We start from the raw sequence: 16,745 nt of genomic DNA on the forward strand, positions 1-16,745 counted from the left end.
GGGGGCCGTAACGTCATCCGCAGACGATGTTCGATCGAGGATGGTGAGCGATGTCCCACGACGGTGAGGTCGACCGGCCCGCCCCCAAGGGCCCCTCCGGGCCCGCCCGGGGGTTGCTCGTGGTGCTCGGCGCGGCGGCGGTGGCCGTGGTCGTGCTGCTCGGCGCGCAGGCCACCAACGTGTTCCCCGACTTCCGCAACCCCTTCGCCAAGGAGCAGACCGACCGCAGCCAACCGCCGCTGCTCAAGTCGATCCAGGATCTCAGCCGCTACGTCGCGGCCGAGGGCAACTTCCAGGTCGTGGTCGACCTGCAGAACGACCGCGACAACGTGCCGGAGTTCCTGCTCAACCAGCGCACCCTCTTCGTCGGGGCGGGCAGCGTGGAGGCGTACGTCGACTTCACCAAGATCGGTGAGGGGGCGGTGGTCGTCTCGCCCGACGGCAAGTCCGTCGAGGTGAAGCTGCCCGCGCCGCAGCTCGGCCAGACCAACCTCGACATGGAGAAGAGCTATGTGGTGACGGAGCAGCGCGGCCTGCTCAACCGGATCAACGACCTGGTCAAGGGCGACCCGAACCGCCAGCAACAGGTCTACAAGCTGGCCGAGGACCGGATCACGGCAGCCGCCCGCGACAGCGGCCTGACCGACCGGGCGCAGGAGAACACCAACAAGATGCTGGAGGGCCTGCTGCGCTCCCTCGGCTACGAGAAGGTGACCGTCACCTACGTCGCGCCCTGACCCGCCAGCGCGCAGAGCCGCGCGAACACCAGCGCGCACAGCGAACGAACGCCCGCCCCGGGGGGAGCCGGGGCGGGCGTTCTCGTGCGGCGGGTCAGTAGCGGGTGGTGGTGGCGTAGCGGTCCTCGTTCGGCATGAGCACCCACAGCACCAGGTAGACGATCACCTGGGTGCCGGGCAGCAGCAGCGACAGCAAGAACAGCAGCCGGACCAGGTTGGCGGACGTGTTGAACCGGCGGGCCAGGCCGACGCAGACGCCGGCGAGCATGCGCCCCTCGCGGGGCCGGACCAGTTTGCGACTCATCGTCGTACTCCCACTCTGCGGCGTGCCCGCCGCCTCTGACTCAACGGTAGGAACCGCCGTTGCACCCGCCCTCCGTCGCGAGGGGGATCCCGGTACCCCTGACCCGTAGGTGCTTACCCGGGCGGGCCCGCCCCGACGCGCCGAGCAGGGAAGCGGGCGGCGGGTAGGCTCGCCCGTCGGGTCCGTACAAGGGCGTACGACGGCGAGGAAGTGCACATGATCAGCGTTTTCGACCTCTTCAGCGTGGGCATCGGCCCGTCCAGCTCGCACACGGTGGGACCGATGCGGGCGGCCCGCACCTTCGTGACCGGGCTCAAGGCCGACGGCCTGCTCGCCGGCGTCGTCCGGGTGCGCGCCGAGCTGTTCGGCTCGCTGGGCGCCACCGGTCACGGCCACGGCAGCGGCCCGGCCGTGCTGCTCGGGCTGGAGGGCGAGGCCCCGGAGACCGTCGACACCGACACCGTCGCCCCCCGGGTGGCCGCGATCCGCGCCGGGCGGCGGCTGACGCTGCTCGGTGCGCAGGAGGTCGACTTCGACCCGGACCGGGACCTGGTGCTGCACCGCCGCCGGTCGCTGCCGTACCACCCGAACGGCATGACCTTCGTCGCGTACGACGGGGGCGGGGCGCTCCTGCGCGAGCGGACGTACTACTCCGTCGGGGGTGGGTTCGTGGTCGACGAGGCGGCGGCCGGGGCGGACCGGATCGTGCCCGACACCACCCGCGTGCGGTTTCCGTTCGGCACCGGGGCGGAGCTGCTGGCGGTCAGCGCCGGCAACGGGCTGTCGATCAGCGAGGTGATGCTCGCCAACGAGCTGGCCCGCCGCACCGAGGGCGAGGTACGGGCCGGGCTGCTGGACATCTGGCGGGTGATGCGGGAGTGCGTCGAGAACGGGTGCGCCCGCGACGGCGTACTCCCCGGGGGGTTGAAGGTGCGGCGGCGGGCCGCCGAGCTGCGGCGCGGCCTGGAGGCGGACGCCGCGAGCGCCGACCCGCTGCGGGTGATGGACTGGGTGACCCTGTTCGCGCTCGCGGTCAACGAGGAGAACGCGGCCGGCGGGCGGGTGGTGACCGCGCCGACCAACGGCGCGGCCGGCATCATCCCGGCGGTGCTGCACTACTACACCCGGTTCGTGCCGGGGGCGGACGAGGCGGGCGTGGTCCGGTTCCTGCTGGCGGCCGGGGCGATCGGCGTGCTGTTCAAGGAGAACGCGTCGATCTCCGGGGCCGAGGTGGGCTGCCAGGGCGAGGTCGGCTCGGCGTGCTCGATGGCCGCCGCCGGGCTGGCCGAGGCGCTCGGCGGCACCCCGGAGCAGGTGGAGAACGCGGCCGAGATCGGCATGGAGCACAACCTGGGGCTGACCTGTGACCCGGTCGGGGGCCTGGTGCAGATCCCCTGCATCGAGCGGAACGCGGTGGCTAGCATCAAGGCGATCACTGCGGCCCGGCTGGCGCTGCGCGGCGACGGGGTGCACCACGTCTCGCTCGACAAGGTGATCAAGACGATGCGCGAGACGGGCGCCGACATGAAGGTCAAGTACAAGGAGACGGCGCGGGGCGGCCTGGCCGTCAACGTGATCGAGTGTTGAGCGGGCGAGGAGGCGGGCGGTGACGTCTGGCGTCCGGGCTGCCGGCCCGCACGGGCCCGTGGCCCGCCTGTGGGCGCACCGCAACTCGCTGCGCATCCTCGTCCGCCGCGACCTCGCGGTGAAATACCAGCAGTCGGTGCTGGGCTACTTCTGGTCGCTGATCGAGCCGCTGGGCATGGGCGCGATCTACTGGTTCGTCTTCGGGGTGCTCTATTCCGGCGACACGAGCCGGCACCTGGGGCAGGCCGCCGGGTCGTACCCGCTGTTCCTGATCACCGGCATCTTCGCCTGGATGTGGACCAGTTCGGCGCTGAGCGAGGCGACCAACGCGCTCACCGGCCAGGCCCGGCTGATCACCACGATGAACGTGCCGCGCCAGGTGTTCCCCATCGGCCGGATCACCGGCCGGTTCGCCGAGTACGCCGCCGGCCTGCCGATCCTGGCCGCCATCGCCGTCGCGTACGCGGTGCGCGGCGAGGTGCACCCGGGCTGGTCGGTGCTCGCCCTGCCGCTGGCCGTGGCCGTGCAGGCGGTGCTGCTGGTCGGGCTGGCGCTGCTGCTGTCGGCGCTGAACGTGCTGATGCGCGACATCGAGCGGTTCATGCGGCTGGTGATCCGGGTGCTGTTCTACGCCACCCCGATCATCTACCCCCTGAGCCTCGTGCAGGAGTCGACGCTGCCGGGGTGGGTGAAGACCGCGTACGAGCTGAACCCGCTGGTCGGCATCTTCCAGCTGCACCACGCCGTGTGGTACCCGGACCAGTTCCCCGACGCCCGGCTGCTCGTCACCACGGTCGTGGTGAGCTTGCTCGTGCTGGTGGCCGGCTGGTGGGCGTTCCGGCGGCTCGAACCCGCCGTGCTCAAGGAGCTGTGATGGCCGCCGATCCGATCATCGAGGCGGACGGGCTCGGCATCCGGTTCGTCCGCAACCGGCGGCGGCAGCTGCGGCTGCGTGAGTTCTTCATCCGCCCCGGCGGCCGGGGCACCGACGGCCGGTCCGCCGACGACGGGCGGTTCTGGCCGCTGCGGGACGTGTCGTTCCGCGTCGCGCCCGGCGAGACGCTCGGGGTGGTGGGCCGCAACGGCACCGGCAAGAGCACCCTGCTGCGGCTGATCGCCGGGGTGCTCATCCCCGACGAGGGGAGCATCCGGGTGCGCGGCGACGTGGCCCCGCTGCTGGAGCTCTCGGCCGGCTTCTCCAACGACCTGACCGGGCGGGAGAACCTCTACCTCGTCGGTGGCCTGCACGGCCTGTCGGCGCGTTACCTGCGGAAACACTTTCATGAGATCGTCTCCTTCGCCGGCGAGCAGGTGGAACGGGCCATCGACACGGCGGTGCGGCACTACTCGTCGGGGATGAAGGTCCGCCTCGGCTTCGCGATCATCTCCCACCTCCCGCACCCGATCCTGCTCATGGACGAGGTGACGGCGGTCGGGGACGCGGAGTTCCGCGAGAAGTGCTATGCGACGATCGAGAGATTGCTTCGGGAGGGACGCACACTCGTGCTGGTGTCACACAACGAAAAGGATCTGACCCGGTTCTGCCGTCGGGGGCTCTACCTCGACGCCGGGCGGCTGACCGTCGACGGGACGATCGCCGAGGCGCTCGACGCGTACCACGCCGCGGTCGCGCGGTGACCGTCGCGATCGTGCTCGCCGCCGGAACGCCGGCCGCGGGCCAGCCGACACCCGCCGGTGCCCGGGCAGGGGTCGGGGACATCCTCGCCGACCGGCTCGCCGAGCAGTGGCACCGGGCCGGGGTGACCCACGTGCGGCGCGCCGCGAACCTGACCGAGCTGGCGACGCTTGTCGACGCCGCGACCGGGCCGGTGATCGTCAGCGGGACGGACCTGGTGGCGCACACCGCCGTACTGCGGCACCTGGCCACCAGCCCGGTGGGCCCGACGGTGGCCCTGGTGCTGACCGACCCGCCGGCCCCCGGCCAGGCCGTGGTGCGCGAGGAGCGCGGCCAGGTCGTCGACGCCGGCCCGGACGGGCGGCTCGACGGCGGGCAGACCGGGGTGTTCGGCGGCGCGCTGCGGGTGGGCCGCGACGACCTGCCCGCGCTGGCCGCCGCCGCCCGCGCCGCCGTCGCGGGCACGCCGATCGCCGGCACCGACCCGGCCGCCGTCGCGGGCACGCCGCCGGCCGCCGGGCCCGAGGCGGCCGGGTCCGCCGTGGACCGGCTGTTCACCGGCCTCACCGCGCTGGGCACGCTGACGTTCGCCCATCGGGTACGCCTGCTCGTCGCCCACCGGGTCGCCGACCCGGCCGGGCTGGCCGCCGCCGAGGCCGCCGTCGCCGCCGTCGACGAGGACCGGGCCGAGCTGCGGCTGTCGGTGAAGGAGAAGGACGACTTCTTCACCACGTTCTTCGTCAGCACCTGGTCGCCGTACGTGACGAAGGCGTCGGCGAAGCTCGGCCTGACGCCGACCGGGGTCACCGCGATCTCGGTGCTGTTCGCGGCCGTCGCGGCGGTGCTGTTCGGCGTCGGCGGCCGGCCGGCGCTGGTCACCGGCGCGGTGCTGCTCTACCTCGGCTTCATGCTGGACTGCGTCGACGGGCAGCTCGCCCGCTACACCCGGCACTTCAGCGCGTGGGGCGGCTGGCTGGACACGATGGCCGACCGGGCCAAGGAATACCTGGTCTACGCCGGCCTCGGCTACGGCGCGACGGCCGCCGGGTTCCGCTACGGCTGGGCGCTGGCCGTCGCCGCGATGACGTTGCAGACCGTCCGGCACATGACCGACACGTGGTACGGGGTGCTGCACGACGAGGCGGCCCGCCGGCCGAAGGCCGTCGGCGGGGGAGGTGGGGGAGGCGGCGGGATCGGCGACCGGCTGAACGCCGCGTCGACCCGGGTGCAGGCCGACACGGGCTCGCTGTCGTACTGGCTCAAGCGCACGGTGGTGTTCCCGATCGGGGAGCGGTGGGCACTGATCGCGCTGACGGTGGCGCTGTTCGGGCCGCTGGTCAGCCTCGTCGCCGTGCTGACCTGGGGGGTGTTGGCGTTCGCGTACACGGGTGCGCTGCGCACGCTGCGGGCCCGCTGGATGTGGGTGCCGGTGCTGGACACGGTCGACGCGACCCTGCACCGCGACGACGGGCCGATCGCGGCCCGGTTCCCGGTGCTGCGGCCGATGGGCCCGCTGACCCTGGCGGTGCTCGGGGCGCTCGGCCCGGCGGCGCTGCTGGTCGCGGCGGGGCTGCGGGTGCGTGCCGGCGACGAGGCGGGCGGGCTGGCCTGGGCGGTGCCGGTGGCGCTGCTGGTGCTGCTGGTCGCCGCGCTCGGGGCGGGGGCGGCGCACAACGGCCCGCTGGACTGGCTGGTGCCGGCGGCGCTGCGGGCCGGCGAATACCTGTTCGCCATCGCCGCCGGCGTGGTCGGCGGGGCCCCCGCGTGGGTGGTCTTCGGGTACGTCTTCGTGCTCACCCTGCACCACTACGACCTGACCGCCCGGCTGGAGAAGCGGCAGGCGGCCCCGCCGCTGCACGGTGCCACGCTGGGCTGGGAGGGGCGCTCGGCGGTGCTCGCGGTAGCGGCTTTCGCCGGCTTCGCGGGGATTGCCATGGCTACACTCGGTGCGTACCTGCTCGTGGTTTTCGTCGGGAGCGTGGTCCTGGCCTGGGTCGTCCTGCCCGCCCGCGCCCGGCGGGGCGTGGGGGTCCCGGCGGGCGGCGAGGTCCGCCAGCCGGGCTGACGTGAGGGGCCGGCCGATGACGCTGATCAGCTTCGTCGTACCGGCCTACCGGGTGCAGGCCTACCTGAGCGAGTGCCTCGACTCGATCCTCGGCCAGCCGTTCGACGACGTCGAGGTCATCGGCGTCGACGACCACTCGCCGGACGGCAGCGGCGACATCCTCGCCGACTACGCGGCCCGGGACCACCGGGTGCACGCCGTCCGGCTCGACGACAACGTCGGCCTCGGTCCAGCCCGCAACATCGGGCTGGACCGGGCCGGCGGCGAGTACGTCTGGTTCGTCGACGGCGACGACTGGCTCGCCCCGGACTGCCTCGCCGAGGTGGCCGCCCGGCTGCGCCGGACCCGCCCCGACGTGCTGCTCGTCGACCACGTGCGGGTGCGCTGGGACGGGCGGGCCACCCGCAGCGCGCTGGCCGACGTCCTCCCCACCCCGCCCGGCGAGGAGCCGTTCCGGCTGGCCGAGCGGCCGGAAACGCTGCGGCTGCTGCACACCGCCTGGAACAAGCTGGTGCGGCGGGAGTTCCTGGTCGACCTCGGGCTGCGCTTCGAGCCCGGCTGGTACGAGGACGTCGCGTTCAGCTATCCGCTGCTGCTGGCCGCCGAGCGGATCGGGGTGCTCGACCGGGTCTGCCTCAACTACCGGCAGCGGCGGGCCGGGGCGATCACCCGCACCCGGGGCGACCGGCACTTCGAGGTCTTCGTCCAGTGGCACCGGGTGTTCCGGTGGATGGACGGGCGGACGCCGCCGGTCGACGGCCTGCGGCCGGCGGTCTTCGAGCGGATGATCTGGCACTACCTGACCGTGCTCGGCAACGGCGAGCGGATCGCCCCCGAGCTGCGGTCGGCCTTCTTCGACCGGATCACCGCCGACCACGCCCGCTGGCTGCCGCCCGGCGGCTACCCGGCCCCGCCCGGCGTGGAGGGGCTCAAGCACCGGCTGGTCGCCGCCGGCCGGTGGCGGACGTTCAGCGCGCTGCGGGCCGCCAACCAGGCCCGGGAGGTCGCCGGGCGGCAGGTCCGCCGGGGCAGGCCCGTTGCCCGCCGGGCCGCCCGGCTGGGCCGCGACGCGGTGCTGCGCGAGTACTACCTGGCGGAGCTGCGCCGGCCGCTCGACCCGCACCTCGCCGTCTACGCCGCCTACTGGTTCCGGGGGTACGCCTGCAACCCGGCCGCGATCTACGAGGCGGCCCGCCGGCTGGCCCCGCAGGTGCGCGGGGTGTGGATCGTCCGGCGGGACCGGGTCGCGTCCCTGCCGCCCGGGGTGGAGTACGTCGTCGCCGGCACCCGCGAGTACCACCGCGTGCTGGCGCGGGCGACGTGGCTGGTCAACAACGTGAACTTCCCCGACTTCGTGCGCAAGCGCCCCGGGGCGGTGCATGTGCAGACCCACCACGGCACCCCCGTGAAGGTGATGGGGCTGGACCAGCAGCGGTACCCGGTCGGCGCGGTCGGGATGGACTTCGCGAAGCTGCTGCGCCGGGTGGACCGTTGGGACTACAGCGTCTCGGCGAACAGCTTCTCCACGCAGATGTGGGAGCGGGCGTACCCGGCCGCGTACACCACGCTGGAGGTGGGCTACCCGCGCAACGACCGGCTGGTCACCGCCACCGACACCGAGGTGCGCGAGGTGCGCGCCCGGCTCGGCCTCGCCGCGGGCGACCGGGTCGTGCTGTACGCCCCGACGCACCGCGAGCACCTGCCCGGGTACCGGCCGCCGTTCGACCCGGAGCTGCTGCGCGACGCGCTCGGCCCGGCCGGGGTGCTGCTGATGCGCAGCCACTACTTCGCCGACCGGGACCGGCGGCGGCCGGTCCCCGGTTCCGGGGCGGCCCCCGGCCCCGCGCGGGTGCGCGACGTCAGCGGGCACGACCGGGTGGAGGACCTCTACCTCGCCGCCGACGTGCTGGTCACCGACTACTCGTCGGCGATGTTCGACTACGCCGTGCTGGACCGGCCGATCGTGGTCTACGCGCCGGACTGGGAGGCGTACCGGCTGGCCCGGGGCGTCTACCTCGACCTGCTCGCCGAGCCCCCCGGCGCGGTGACCACCAGCTTCCCCGGCCTGCTGGACCTGTTCCGCTCCGGCGCGGTCGACGCCGAGCCCGCCACGGCGGCCCGCCGCCGGTTCCGGGAGCGGTTCTGTGCCCTGGAGGACGGGCATGCCGCCGAGCGGGTCGTCCGGCGGGTGTTCCTGGGGGAAGTCGGCTGAACCGCAGGTTCATGTAATAGGTCTGTCACGAGCCGAACATGGCACGTTTACCCGATGTGCGGCGTCCATGATCCTGGTCACATTCATTCGGGGTTCAACCGAGGGGCTGGGGAGGAGACGGTGACAACCGTCGCGCTCAAGGATGTGACCAAGGTATTTCAGGACGGCACAGTAGCCGTCGACAAAATAAATCTGGACGTGAACGACGGGGAGTTCATGGTCCTGCTCGGCCCGTCGGGTTGTGGGAAGTCGACGGTGCTGCGGATGATCGCGGGCCTGGAGGACCCGACCGCCGGCGCGGTGCTGCTCGACGGCGAGCTGGCCAACGACCTGCCGCCCCGGGACCGGAAGATCGCCATGGTCTTCCAGGACTTCGCCCTCTACCCGCACATGACGGTGGGCGACAACATCGGCTTCCCCCTGCGGCTGGCCGGGGTGGACCCGTCGCCGCGCGGGGAACGGGTCGCCGACGTGGCCAGCGCGCTGGGCATCGGCGACGTGCTGGGCCGCAAGCCCAGCCAGCTCTCGGGCGGGCAGCGCCAGCGGGTCGCCATGGGCCGGGCCATCGTCCGCCGGCCGGGCCTGTTCCTGATGGACGAGCCCCTGTCGAACCTCGACAGCGGCCTGCGGGCGGAACTGCGCGCGGAGATCTCCGCCCTCACCCGCGAGCTGGGCGTCACCACCATCTACGTCACCCACGACCAGGCCGAGGCGCTCACCATGGCCGACCGGGTGGCGATCATGCGCAAGGGCGTCCTCCAGGACGTCGGCACCCCCACCCAGGTGTACGGGCGGCCGGCGACCCTCTACGTCGCCGCGTTCCTCGGCAGCCCGAGGATGAACCTGCTGGAGGCGTCGGTCTACGTCCACCTCGACCGGTACGTCGCGCTGAACCTCGGCGAGCAGTCGCTCTACCTGCCGTGGGACGACATCCGCAGCCGGGCCGTCGCGCACTACCACGGCGAGCGGATCGTGGTCGGGATGCGGGCCGAGGCGCTCACCCCGGTCGCGCCGGACACCCCCGGGCACGTCCTGCAGGGCCGGATCCGCTACCTGGAGCACCACGGCCACGAGTCGCTGGCGTTCCTCGACATCGGGGCCACCGCGATCGTGGTCGACGAGATGGGCAACCGCGCCGAGGAGACCGGCGGCGGCCAGCGCGGGCTGCGCCGGTTCGGGCAGGTCATGCAGCGGCTCACCGGGCGCTCCGGTGACGCCGAGGAGGCCCCCGCCGAGTCGGCCCGGAGCGGCGGCGGCAACCGCACCAGCGTGCTCAACGACCCGGGCCGGCACCACCGCCGCCCCGCCGAGCTGGCGGTGCGGCTCGCCCCGTACCCGGCGGTCAGCGCCGGGCACCCGCTGGCCATCTCCGTACGCATGGACGCCCTGCACTTCTTCGACGAGCGCGGCGACCGGATCGACGTGGGCTGGCGCTGAGCGGCCCGTTCCGATCCGCTCCGGCGCGGAGCGGGGTGGCGGGCGGGGCGGGCGGTGCCCTACGGTCAGCGGACCTCGTCCACTGAGCACAGTGTGAGAAAGGGGTCAGCCCGTGTCGGGTGACCGTCCGAGCCCGCTCGTCATCGAGCGCATCCTGCGCGACCGGCAGGGCATCTGGCAGCAGATCGTGGCCGACCGCGACCTCAATGGCCTCACGCTGCGCATGCTGGCCAGCTCCGGCGTCGCCCTGGCCTGCTACGGGGCGGTGCTGGGGGCGTTCCACAGCGTGCTGATGGCGCTGACGTCGGCGGTCAAGCTGCCACTGCTGTTCCTGGTCACCCTCGCCATCTGCCTGCCCACGCTCTACCTGTTCAACCTCGTGTTCGGGGCCCGGCTGTCGGTGCGGCAGTCGCTGGCGCTGGTGATGGTGGCGATCACCGTCACCTCGATGCTGGCTGTGGCGTTCGCGCCGATCAGCCTGTTCTTCCTGATCACCGCCCCGGACTACGGCTTCTTCAAGCTGCTCAACGTCGCGATCCTGACGCTGAGCGCGGTGGTCGGGCTGCGCTTCCTGACCGGCGGGATGCAGGTGCTCAACGCCCACGGCCTGCTCGCCCCGGCGGCGGCTCCTTCCGTCGCTGCCCCGGCCGTCGTCCCGGCTGCCCCGGCCCTTGTCCCGGCCGCGCCGGCTCTGGCGGTGCCGGCTGTTCAGGTGACGCCGCAGGTCGTCGGTCAGCCCGCCGCCGAGCCGGTGGCGGTCGGCGCGAACGGCGCGAGCGCCGCGACCCCGGCGGTCCCGGCCACTCCGCCAGTTCCCGCCGCCCCGGCCACTCCGGCAGTTCCCGCCGGCCCGGCTGCCGCCGCCCCGGCGAACGGGGCCGGCGAGCCCGCCGCGCCCGTACCCGTCGCGGTCGGCGTCCCGCCGCAGCAGATGGTGGCCGGGCAGCACCTGGTGCCGGCCGGGCCGGGCCTGCTCCCGCCCGGGTTTCCGGCGCAGCAGCACCGGCAGTGGCCGTACCCGGCGGCCCGCCCCGGACCGGACGCGCAGCGCCCGGCCAGCATGACCCTGCTGTACGTGTGGATCCTGCTCTTCGGCTTCGTCGGCACCCAGCTCGCCTGGACGCTGCGCCCGTTCTTCGGCAGCCCCGGCGAGGGGTTCGCGCTGTTCCGCAGCATCGAGGGCAACTTCTACGCCGAGATCATCCGCACCCTCGGCAACCTCTTCTGACGCCCGTCCGCGCCACCGGTGGCCCCGGTCATGGGGGGTCGGGGGTGGGTGGGCGGCGACGGTACGGGCCCCAGGCGACGAAGCGGGCGTACAGGTCGGCGGGGGCGGGGCCGTCGTCGGGGTTGAGCCGGTACAGGTCCCGGGCCGCCTCGTAGAACATCCCGCACAGGTAGATCGACAGGCCGATCGCGTTGCCCGCGTAGTCCGCCTTGAGCAGCAACCGCGCCTCAGCGCACGGCCACGGCTGCCCGCACGCCCGGCAGCACCACAGTGGGCGCAGCGGGGTGTGCGGCGTGGCGTGCGGAGGGTACGCCCGGGGGCGGTCCGCCGCCGGCCCGTCACCGGGCTGCGGGAGCTGGTGGCTGATCACGTACGTCTCCTCTCTCGCCGGGAGGGGCCCGCCCCGCCGGGGGAATGGCGGGGCGGGCCCGTGCGGTCGCGCCGCGTTCCCGGGGGTGGAAGCGGCAGCGGCCCCGCTGTGTGACAGTCTGCTGATCGCGGTACTACTCTCAGAAGTCTTTCCGCTCCCACCAGCCCGGCCGTCCGGATCGGCCGGGGCGTGCGTGCAGAGGTGTGCAGATGAGCCATCGGATCCCCATGTTGGAGCTGTTCGCCGGCGAGCTGCGCCGCCTGCGGACGGGCGCGGGCCTGTCGCAGGAGGCCCTCGGCGAGCGGGTGAACTACTCGGCGTCGCTCGTGGCGGCGGTCGAGCAGTGCCGCCGCCCGCCCCGGGAGGAGTTCACCCAGCGGTGCGACGACACGCTGGGCGGCGAGGGGCTGCTGGTGCGCATCCGGGACACGCTGGTGCGGGAGAGCCTCATGCCGTGGTTCCGCGAGTGGGTGACCATCGAGCAGGAGGCCACCACGCTGCGCAGCTTCCAGCCGCTGGTCGTGCCGGGCCTGCTGCAGACCGAGGGGTACGCCCGCGCGCTCTACGAGGGCGCGGCCCAGCTCGTCGGCGAGGCGATCGAACCGCCCCTCGCCGCGCGGCTGGCCCGGCAGGCGGTGCTCGACCGGCCCGCCCCGCCGCAGCTCGTGGCCGTGCTCGATTACACCGTGCTGGAACGCCCCGTCGGCGGGCCCGCCGTGATGCGCGAGCAGTTGCGGCACCTGGTCGAGATGGGCCGCCGCCCCCGGGTGCACCTGCACCTGGTGCCGCGCGGCACCGGCGCGTACCCGGGGCTCAACGGCGCGTTCGTGCTCGCCACCCTGCCCGAGGCGAACGACGTCGGTTACCTGGACAACCAGTTGCAGGGCACCATCGTGGAGCGCACAGTGGACATACACTCGCTGCGGCAGGGGTGGGAGTCCGTGCGGGCGGAGGCGCTGCCGCACGGTGCCACGCTCACGGCGATCACGGAGGCGGCAGAGGCATGGACCTGACCGGCGCGACCTGGCGCAAGAGCTCCCGCAGCAGCGGCAACCAGGGCGACTGCGTGGAGGTGGCCGACAACCTGCCGGGGGCGGTCGCGGTGCGCGACAGCAAGGACCGGCGGGGCCCGGTGCTGGTGTTCGCCCCGGCGAGCTGGGCGGCGTTCGTCGCCCACGCGAAGCACCGCTGAGGCACGCGCACCGCTGAGCCGCCGCCGCCCGCCAGGGGCGTTCGGGTCAGGGCCGGTCGAGGGCGCGCGCGACGGCGGTCAGCGCGTCGGCGACGAGCCGCTCGTCCAGGGGCCGCGACACCGAGGTCACGGTGAGCGTGACGAGGTTGTGGCCCACCCGGACCATGACGAACGCGCTGCTGCCGGTGATCTCGTTGACCCCGCTGCCGACCGAGAGCCCATAGTCGACGCGCCAGGACTGCTCGCCGACCGCCGGCGCCGGCCGGGCGCGCACCGCGAACCGCACGGGCGGGCCGTCGTCGTTGCTGCCGGTGAACCGCCGGCACGCGGCGCGGTCGGCCTCCGCGGCGGCGAACACGGAGGCGGGCACCGGCTCGGCGTACGAGGCGACGGTCACCTTCGCCGTGGTCGACGCGATGCCGACCTGGCCCGGCGGCGTGGAGTAGCGCGCCTCGGCGGCTGCCCGCTCGCCGGGCTTCAGCCCGTCGAGGTAGGCGTCCCGGGCCAGCGGGCGGCAGGCGGCCGGCTCGATCCGGGACTCGGTGGCCGGCCCGGCCTCCTCGGAGACCCACGACCTGGGCAGCGCCGACCGGACCGCCCGCGCGACCTTCCGGGCCTCGGTGCCGGTGAGCAAACGACCGGCTTCGGCGGAGGTGCCGACGGTCGGTGGCCCCGTGCGCGCCGGATCCGTGGTCGTCGTCGGAGCGGCGGGGATCGTCCCGCCCGCGCCGGGCCCCGGCGAACCGACCGGCGCGGCGGTGCCGGTGCCGGTGCCGTCCGGCGGAGCCGACGGGAGGGCGGCGGGCAGCGGCACCGGCGCGTAGCTGCCGGGCACTCCCGGGCCGAGGACGACCCCGGCCAGCAGGCCGATGACCAGCCCGGTCGCCGGCACGACCAGCCGCCCCGGCAGCGCTGGGCGGTCGGGCGGCTCCGGAACCCGGCCGGGCGGCGCGGCGTGGGCCGGGGTGCTGTCGGGCGGCGCGGTGCGGGCGGGGGTGCCGTCGGGCGGCGCGGCGCGGGTCGGGCGCAGCAGCAGGACGGCCGACGTGAGCGCCGTCAGGAACAGCAGCCAGACCAGGGGCGTCCCGACGGCGAGCCGCAGGGCCAGGGCGTCGGCCGAGCGCCCGGTCACGGCCGAGTGCGCGTACTGGAGGAAGCCGGCCAGGACCGTCGCGGACCCGGCGGCGAGCAGCCCACGGGCGAGGGCCCGCGGGCCCGGCCTCGTCGCGGTCGCGAGCAGGACGACCCAGCCGGTCAGGGCGCAGAGCAGCCACCGCGCCTGCGCCGCGCGGAGCGCCTCGTCGATGGTCGCGGGCGGATCGAGTTGGGTACGCAGGATCGCGGCGGTGCCGCCGACGAGCGTGGCGAGCGCGACCACCTGCGCCTCCATCGACCCGGCAACCCGGCGCAGTGCACCCGGTCCGGTGGGGAGCAACCGCGCCGCGAGCAGCGCCAGCAGCGCGAGCGCCGCCGGCCAGGCGGCCTTCGGCAGCGAGTAGACCAGCCAGGCCCGGAACGCCTCCGGGAGGTCCGTGTGCAACACCGCAGCGAGTAAGGGCAGCGGCCACAGCAGGACCGCCGTGGCGGCGATCGCCACGAGGTGCCCGGCGAGCCGCCCCGCAGCCCGTGCCGGGCCTGCCGCGGGCCTCGGCCCGACCAGCACGGTCGCGAGGGCCACGCAGAGGCCGGCCGCGCCCGCGCCCAGCGCTGCGGAAGCGGCGGCGAACAGCAGGCCGTACGCCGTCCCCGGCGTCAGGAACAGTCCGTTGGCCCCGGGCAGGGGGAGCATCGCCGTGCCGAACGCGGCCACGAACAGGCCGATCGCCGTGCCCGCGACCGGCCGCCACCACGTGGCCGGCACTCCGGTCCGCCGGGCCGACTCCGCGCGGCCGAGCAGCGACGGCAGGAGCCCGCCGACGAGCAGCGCGGCACCGACCCAGGCGGCGACGGCCGTCGGCAGCCAGCCCTGCGCCGCGTAGTGCAGCTCCCGGGTGAGGTTCCCGGCGGCGGCCATCGCCATGACCGTCACCGCGCCGACGGCCAGCCCCTGCGCCAGGTCGCCGTCGCGTCCGGTCGGCTGCCGCAGCGACCGGACCCGGTCCAGCGGCAGGGGGTGGCGGGCGAACGGCCGGCGCAGCGCGGCGGCCACCCGGTTGCCGGTCGGTGCCGTGCTGGCGGGGGCGTCGCTCAGCAGCGCGGCCAACGCGTCCGCCTGGCCGGCCCGGGCTGCGTGCCGATCCGCCTCCCGCTCGCGCATCCGGAGCAGGCTGGCCGCCAGGAGCGCGACCAGCCCCGCCAGGAGCAGGACCGTGAGCACCGAGCCGCCGAGGGGCACGTGCGTTCTGTCGCTGGCGATCCTCGGCAGCACGTCGCCGAGGGGGAAGGTCATGCGGATGAAGGCGACCTCCACGAGTACGCCGATGGCGATCGCGGGCACGGGCAACCAGACGAGTCCCCGTACGGCGGCCACCCAGGTCACGTCGCGGGCCCGCACGTGGGCGAGCTCGTGCTGCACGACCGGGTCGAACCGGGCCGGGTCGCGGTACGCCACGGCCACCCCCGCCGGGAGCACGACGAGCGGCCGCCGGCCGACGACCCCGATGGTGAACGCCTGCCGGACCGGCGGGCCGGCGATGAGCAGGCGTGGCCGATTGCGGCCGGTCAGCCCGTTGTCGTCGCAGAGCACGGCGAACCGGTCGGCCGCCCCCGGCACGGCGAACCGGCCCCGGTGCCGGCGCAGCCGCCACTGGTCGACCGCCGGCACCAGCAGCAGCAACAGGGCCGCGCCGGCCAGCACCACGCCCACCGCCCCGAGCATGACCAACCCACGTTCTCGGGCCGGACCGGCCATGCAGTCGGTGAACCCGGGCGGGACGGGATTTGTGGCGGTCGCCCCGTATGCCAGCTCGCACTCGGCGAAGGCGGCTGCCCAGGGCAGGCTCCACGCCCGGTTGGCGAGGAAGAGCAGGTCACCCGCCCTGATCCCGACGGCGACCAGCGCCGCGACGACGAGCAGGTACAGCCAGCCCAGCCGGTACGGCGTGCCGCCGTCGCCGTCGTGACCGGGCGTCGTCGTGTCGCGGTCGTCGGGTGGCGTCGTGTCGCGGCCCTGGGACGTCGTCGTCGGGTCGCGGTCCTCGGGTGGCGGGGGCTCGTCGCGGTCCTGGGGTGGCGGGGGCTGGTCGCGGCCCGCCTCGGGTGTGCCGGCCGGCCGGGTCACCGGTCGCCCGGTGCGGCCAGCGCGCCCACCAGGGCGTCGGCCAGCAGATCGGCCGCGTCCGCCGGCAGGCCCAGCGCGAGCGCGTGCCGGCGGCACGCCTGTTGGAGTGCGGCCACCTGGGGGCCGGTCAACCCGAGCCCGTCGGCCGGCCCGGTGTCTGCCCCCGGTGCCGTCGGTCCGGTGCCGGCTGCGGGTCCCGCCGAGCCGGTGGCCGGTCCCTCCGGTCCGCTGGCGGCCTTCGCGGATTCGCCGGCCGGCCTCGTCGGTTCGGGCGCCTCCGTCGGTTCGGGCGCCTCCGTCGGTTCGGGCGCCTCCGTCGGTTCGAGCGCTTCTGTCGGCCCGGCCGTCGTCGCGTCCCGGCCGCGGCGTCGCAGCCACCTGGCCCGGAGCCCCGCGCCGGCCCCCGTCACGCCGAGCACGAGCACCTCGGTCACGGCGGCGGACGTGGCCTGGAGGAACAGCTCGCTGACGAGCGCGGTGTCGATGCCGAAGCCGACCGCGCTGCCCGGGGCCTCCTGCTGCCGGGCCCCCCTCGCGGCCTGTTCCCGCCAGCCGGCGGCCACCCCGTCGAACACCTCCAGCTCCTCCGGGGCGTAGCCGGTCACCGCGCGGCGCGCGGCGTCGACGACGAGGGCTGCGGCGCGCTGCTGTGCATCGATCACGCTCCCCATCGTGCCGCCGCCGCGCCAGCATCCGACAGCGTCGGGTCAGGAACCGAACACTTCCACCCGCTGGCCCTCGCAGCCGACGCTTGAGC

At 74.6% G+C, this 16,745-nt stretch carries 14 protein-coding genes; 10 read left to right on the plus strand and 4 right to left on the minus strand.

Annotation, left to right across the window (positions count from 1 at the left end; all coding sequences use genetic code 11):
* Window positions 1-50: 50 nt before the first annotated feature.
* Window positions 51-737, plus strand: coding sequence for a DUF4230 domain-containing protein (locus LPA42_RS10005; RefSeq protein WP_077935800.1), 687 nt, complete (start codon window positions 51-53; stop codon window positions 735-737).
* A 94-nt stretch (window positions 738-831) separates the two neighbouring features.
* On the opposite strand, the gene LPA42_RS10010 is transcribed toward LPA42_RS10005, so the two are convergent.
* Window positions 832-1,041 (minus strand): PspC domain-containing protein, encoded by a 210-nt coding sequence (locus LPA42_RS10010; RefSeq protein WP_077935801.1) that lies wholly within the window; start codon window positions 1,039-1,041, stop codon window positions 832-834.
* Between the two features lie 216 nt (window positions 1,042-1,257).
* Between LPA42_RS10010 and LPA42_RS10015 the strand changes: the two genes are divergently transcribed.
* The 7 genes from LPA42_RS10015 to LPA42_RS10045 all read left to right on the plus strand — a co-directional run bounded on the left by LPA42_RS10015 (window position 1,258) and on the right by LPA42_RS10045 (window position 11,206).
* Window positions 1,258-2,628 carry an L-serine ammonia-lyase gene (locus tag LPA42_RS10015; protein ID WP_077935802.1) on the plus strand — a complete coding sequence of 457 codons (1,371 nt, stop codon included), beginning with the start codon at window positions 1,258-1,260 and terminating at the stop codon, window positions 2,626-2,628.
* Window positions 2,629-2,686: 58 nt separating this feature from the next.
* Window positions 2,687-3,502 (plus strand): ABC transporter permease, encoded by an 816-nt coding sequence (locus LPA42_RS10020; protein WP_077935803.1) that lies wholly within the window; start codon window positions 2,687-2,689, stop codon window positions 3,500-3,502.
* Complete coding sequence (locus LPA42_RS10025; RefSeq protein WP_077935804.1) at window positions 3,502-4,266, plus strand: ABC transporter ATP-binding protein; 765 nt, start codon at window positions 3,502-3,504, stop codon at window positions 4,264-4,266. Before LPA42_RS10020 ends, LPA42_RS10025 begins: the two co-directional genes overlap by 1 nt.
* Window positions 4,267-4,346: 80 nt before the next feature.
* Complete coding sequence (locus LPA42_RS10030; RefSeq protein ID WP_198956428.1) at window positions 4,347-6,329, plus strand: DUF5941 domain-containing protein; 1,983 nt, start codon at window positions 4,347-4,349, stop codon at window positions 6,327-6,329.
* 16 nt (window positions 6,330-6,345) lie between these two features.
* On the plus strand, window positions 6,346-8,541 hold the full coding sequence (locus tag LPA42_RS10035; RefSeq protein ID WP_077935806.1) for a bifunctional glycosyltransferase family 2 protein/CDP-glycerol:glycerophosphate glycerophosphotransferase: 2,196 nt from the start codon (window positions 6,346-6,348) through the stop codon (window positions 8,539-8,541).
* Window positions 8,542-8,661: 120 nt separating this feature from the next.
* A complete protein-coding gene (locus LPA42_RS10040) occupies window positions 8,662-9,978 on the plus strand; it encodes an ABC transporter ATP-binding protein (RefSeq protein WP_077935807.1) in 1,317 nt (438 codons plus the stop codon).
* Between the two features lie 112 nt (window positions 9,979-10,090).
* On the plus strand, window positions 10,091-11,206 hold the full coding sequence (locus LPA42_RS10045) for a hypothetical protein (RefSeq protein ID WP_077935808.1): 1,116 nt from the start codon (window positions 10,091-10,093) through the stop codon (window positions 11,204-11,206).
* 28 nt (window positions 11,207-11,234) lie between these two features.
* Here the strand turns inward: LPA42_RS10045 and LPA42_RS10050 are convergent, their stop codons facing one another.
* Window positions 11,235-11,576 carry a hypothetical protein gene (locus LPA42_RS10050; RefSeq protein ID WP_043961577.1) on the minus strand — a complete coding sequence of 114 codons (342 nt, stop codon included), beginning with the start codon at window positions 11,574-11,576 and terminating at the stop codon, window positions 11,235-11,237.
* Window positions 11,577-11,785: 209 nt separating this feature from the next.
* Here LPA42_RS10050 and LPA42_RS10055 point away from each other — a divergent pair, with 209 nt between their 5' ends.
* Both LPA42_RS10055 and LPA42_RS10060 read left to right on the plus strand, forming a co-directional pair.
* Window positions 11,786-12,589 carry a helix-turn-helix transcriptional regulator gene (locus LPA42_RS10055; RefSeq protein ID WP_077935809.1) on the plus strand — a complete coding sequence of 268 codons (804 nt, stop codon included), beginning with the start codon at window positions 11,786-11,788 and terminating at the stop codon, window positions 12,587-12,589.
* A complete protein-coding gene (locus tag LPA42_RS10060) occupies window positions 12,580-12,768 on the plus strand; it encodes a DUF397 domain-containing protein (protein WP_077935810.1) in 189 nt (62 codons plus the stop codon). Before LPA42_RS10055 ends, LPA42_RS10060 begins: the two co-directional genes overlap by 10 nt.
* A 46-nt stretch (window positions 12,769-12,814) precedes the next feature.
* On the opposite strand, the gene LPA42_RS10065 is transcribed toward LPA42_RS10060, so the two are convergent.
* Both LPA42_RS10065 and LPA42_RS10070 read right to left on the minus strand, forming a co-directional pair.
* Window positions 12,815-15,988, minus strand: coding sequence for a M48 family metalloprotease (locus LPA42_RS10065; RefSeq protein WP_077935811.1), 3,174 nt, complete (start codon window positions 15,986-15,988; stop codon window positions 12,815-12,817).
* A complete protein-coding gene (locus LPA42_RS10070; protein ID WP_077935812.1) occupies window positions 15,985-16,650 on the minus strand; it encodes a hypothetical protein in 666 nt (221 codons plus the stop codon). Before LPA42_RS10070 ends, LPA42_RS10065 begins: the two co-directional genes overlap by 4 nt.
* Window positions 16,651-16,745: the final 95 nt, after the last annotated feature.

Source organism: Micromonospora sp. DH13, from assembly GCF_020873825.1.
Lineage (GTDB): Bacteria > Actinomycetota > Actinomycetes > Mycobacteriales > Micromonosporaceae > Micromonospora > Micromonospora haikouensis.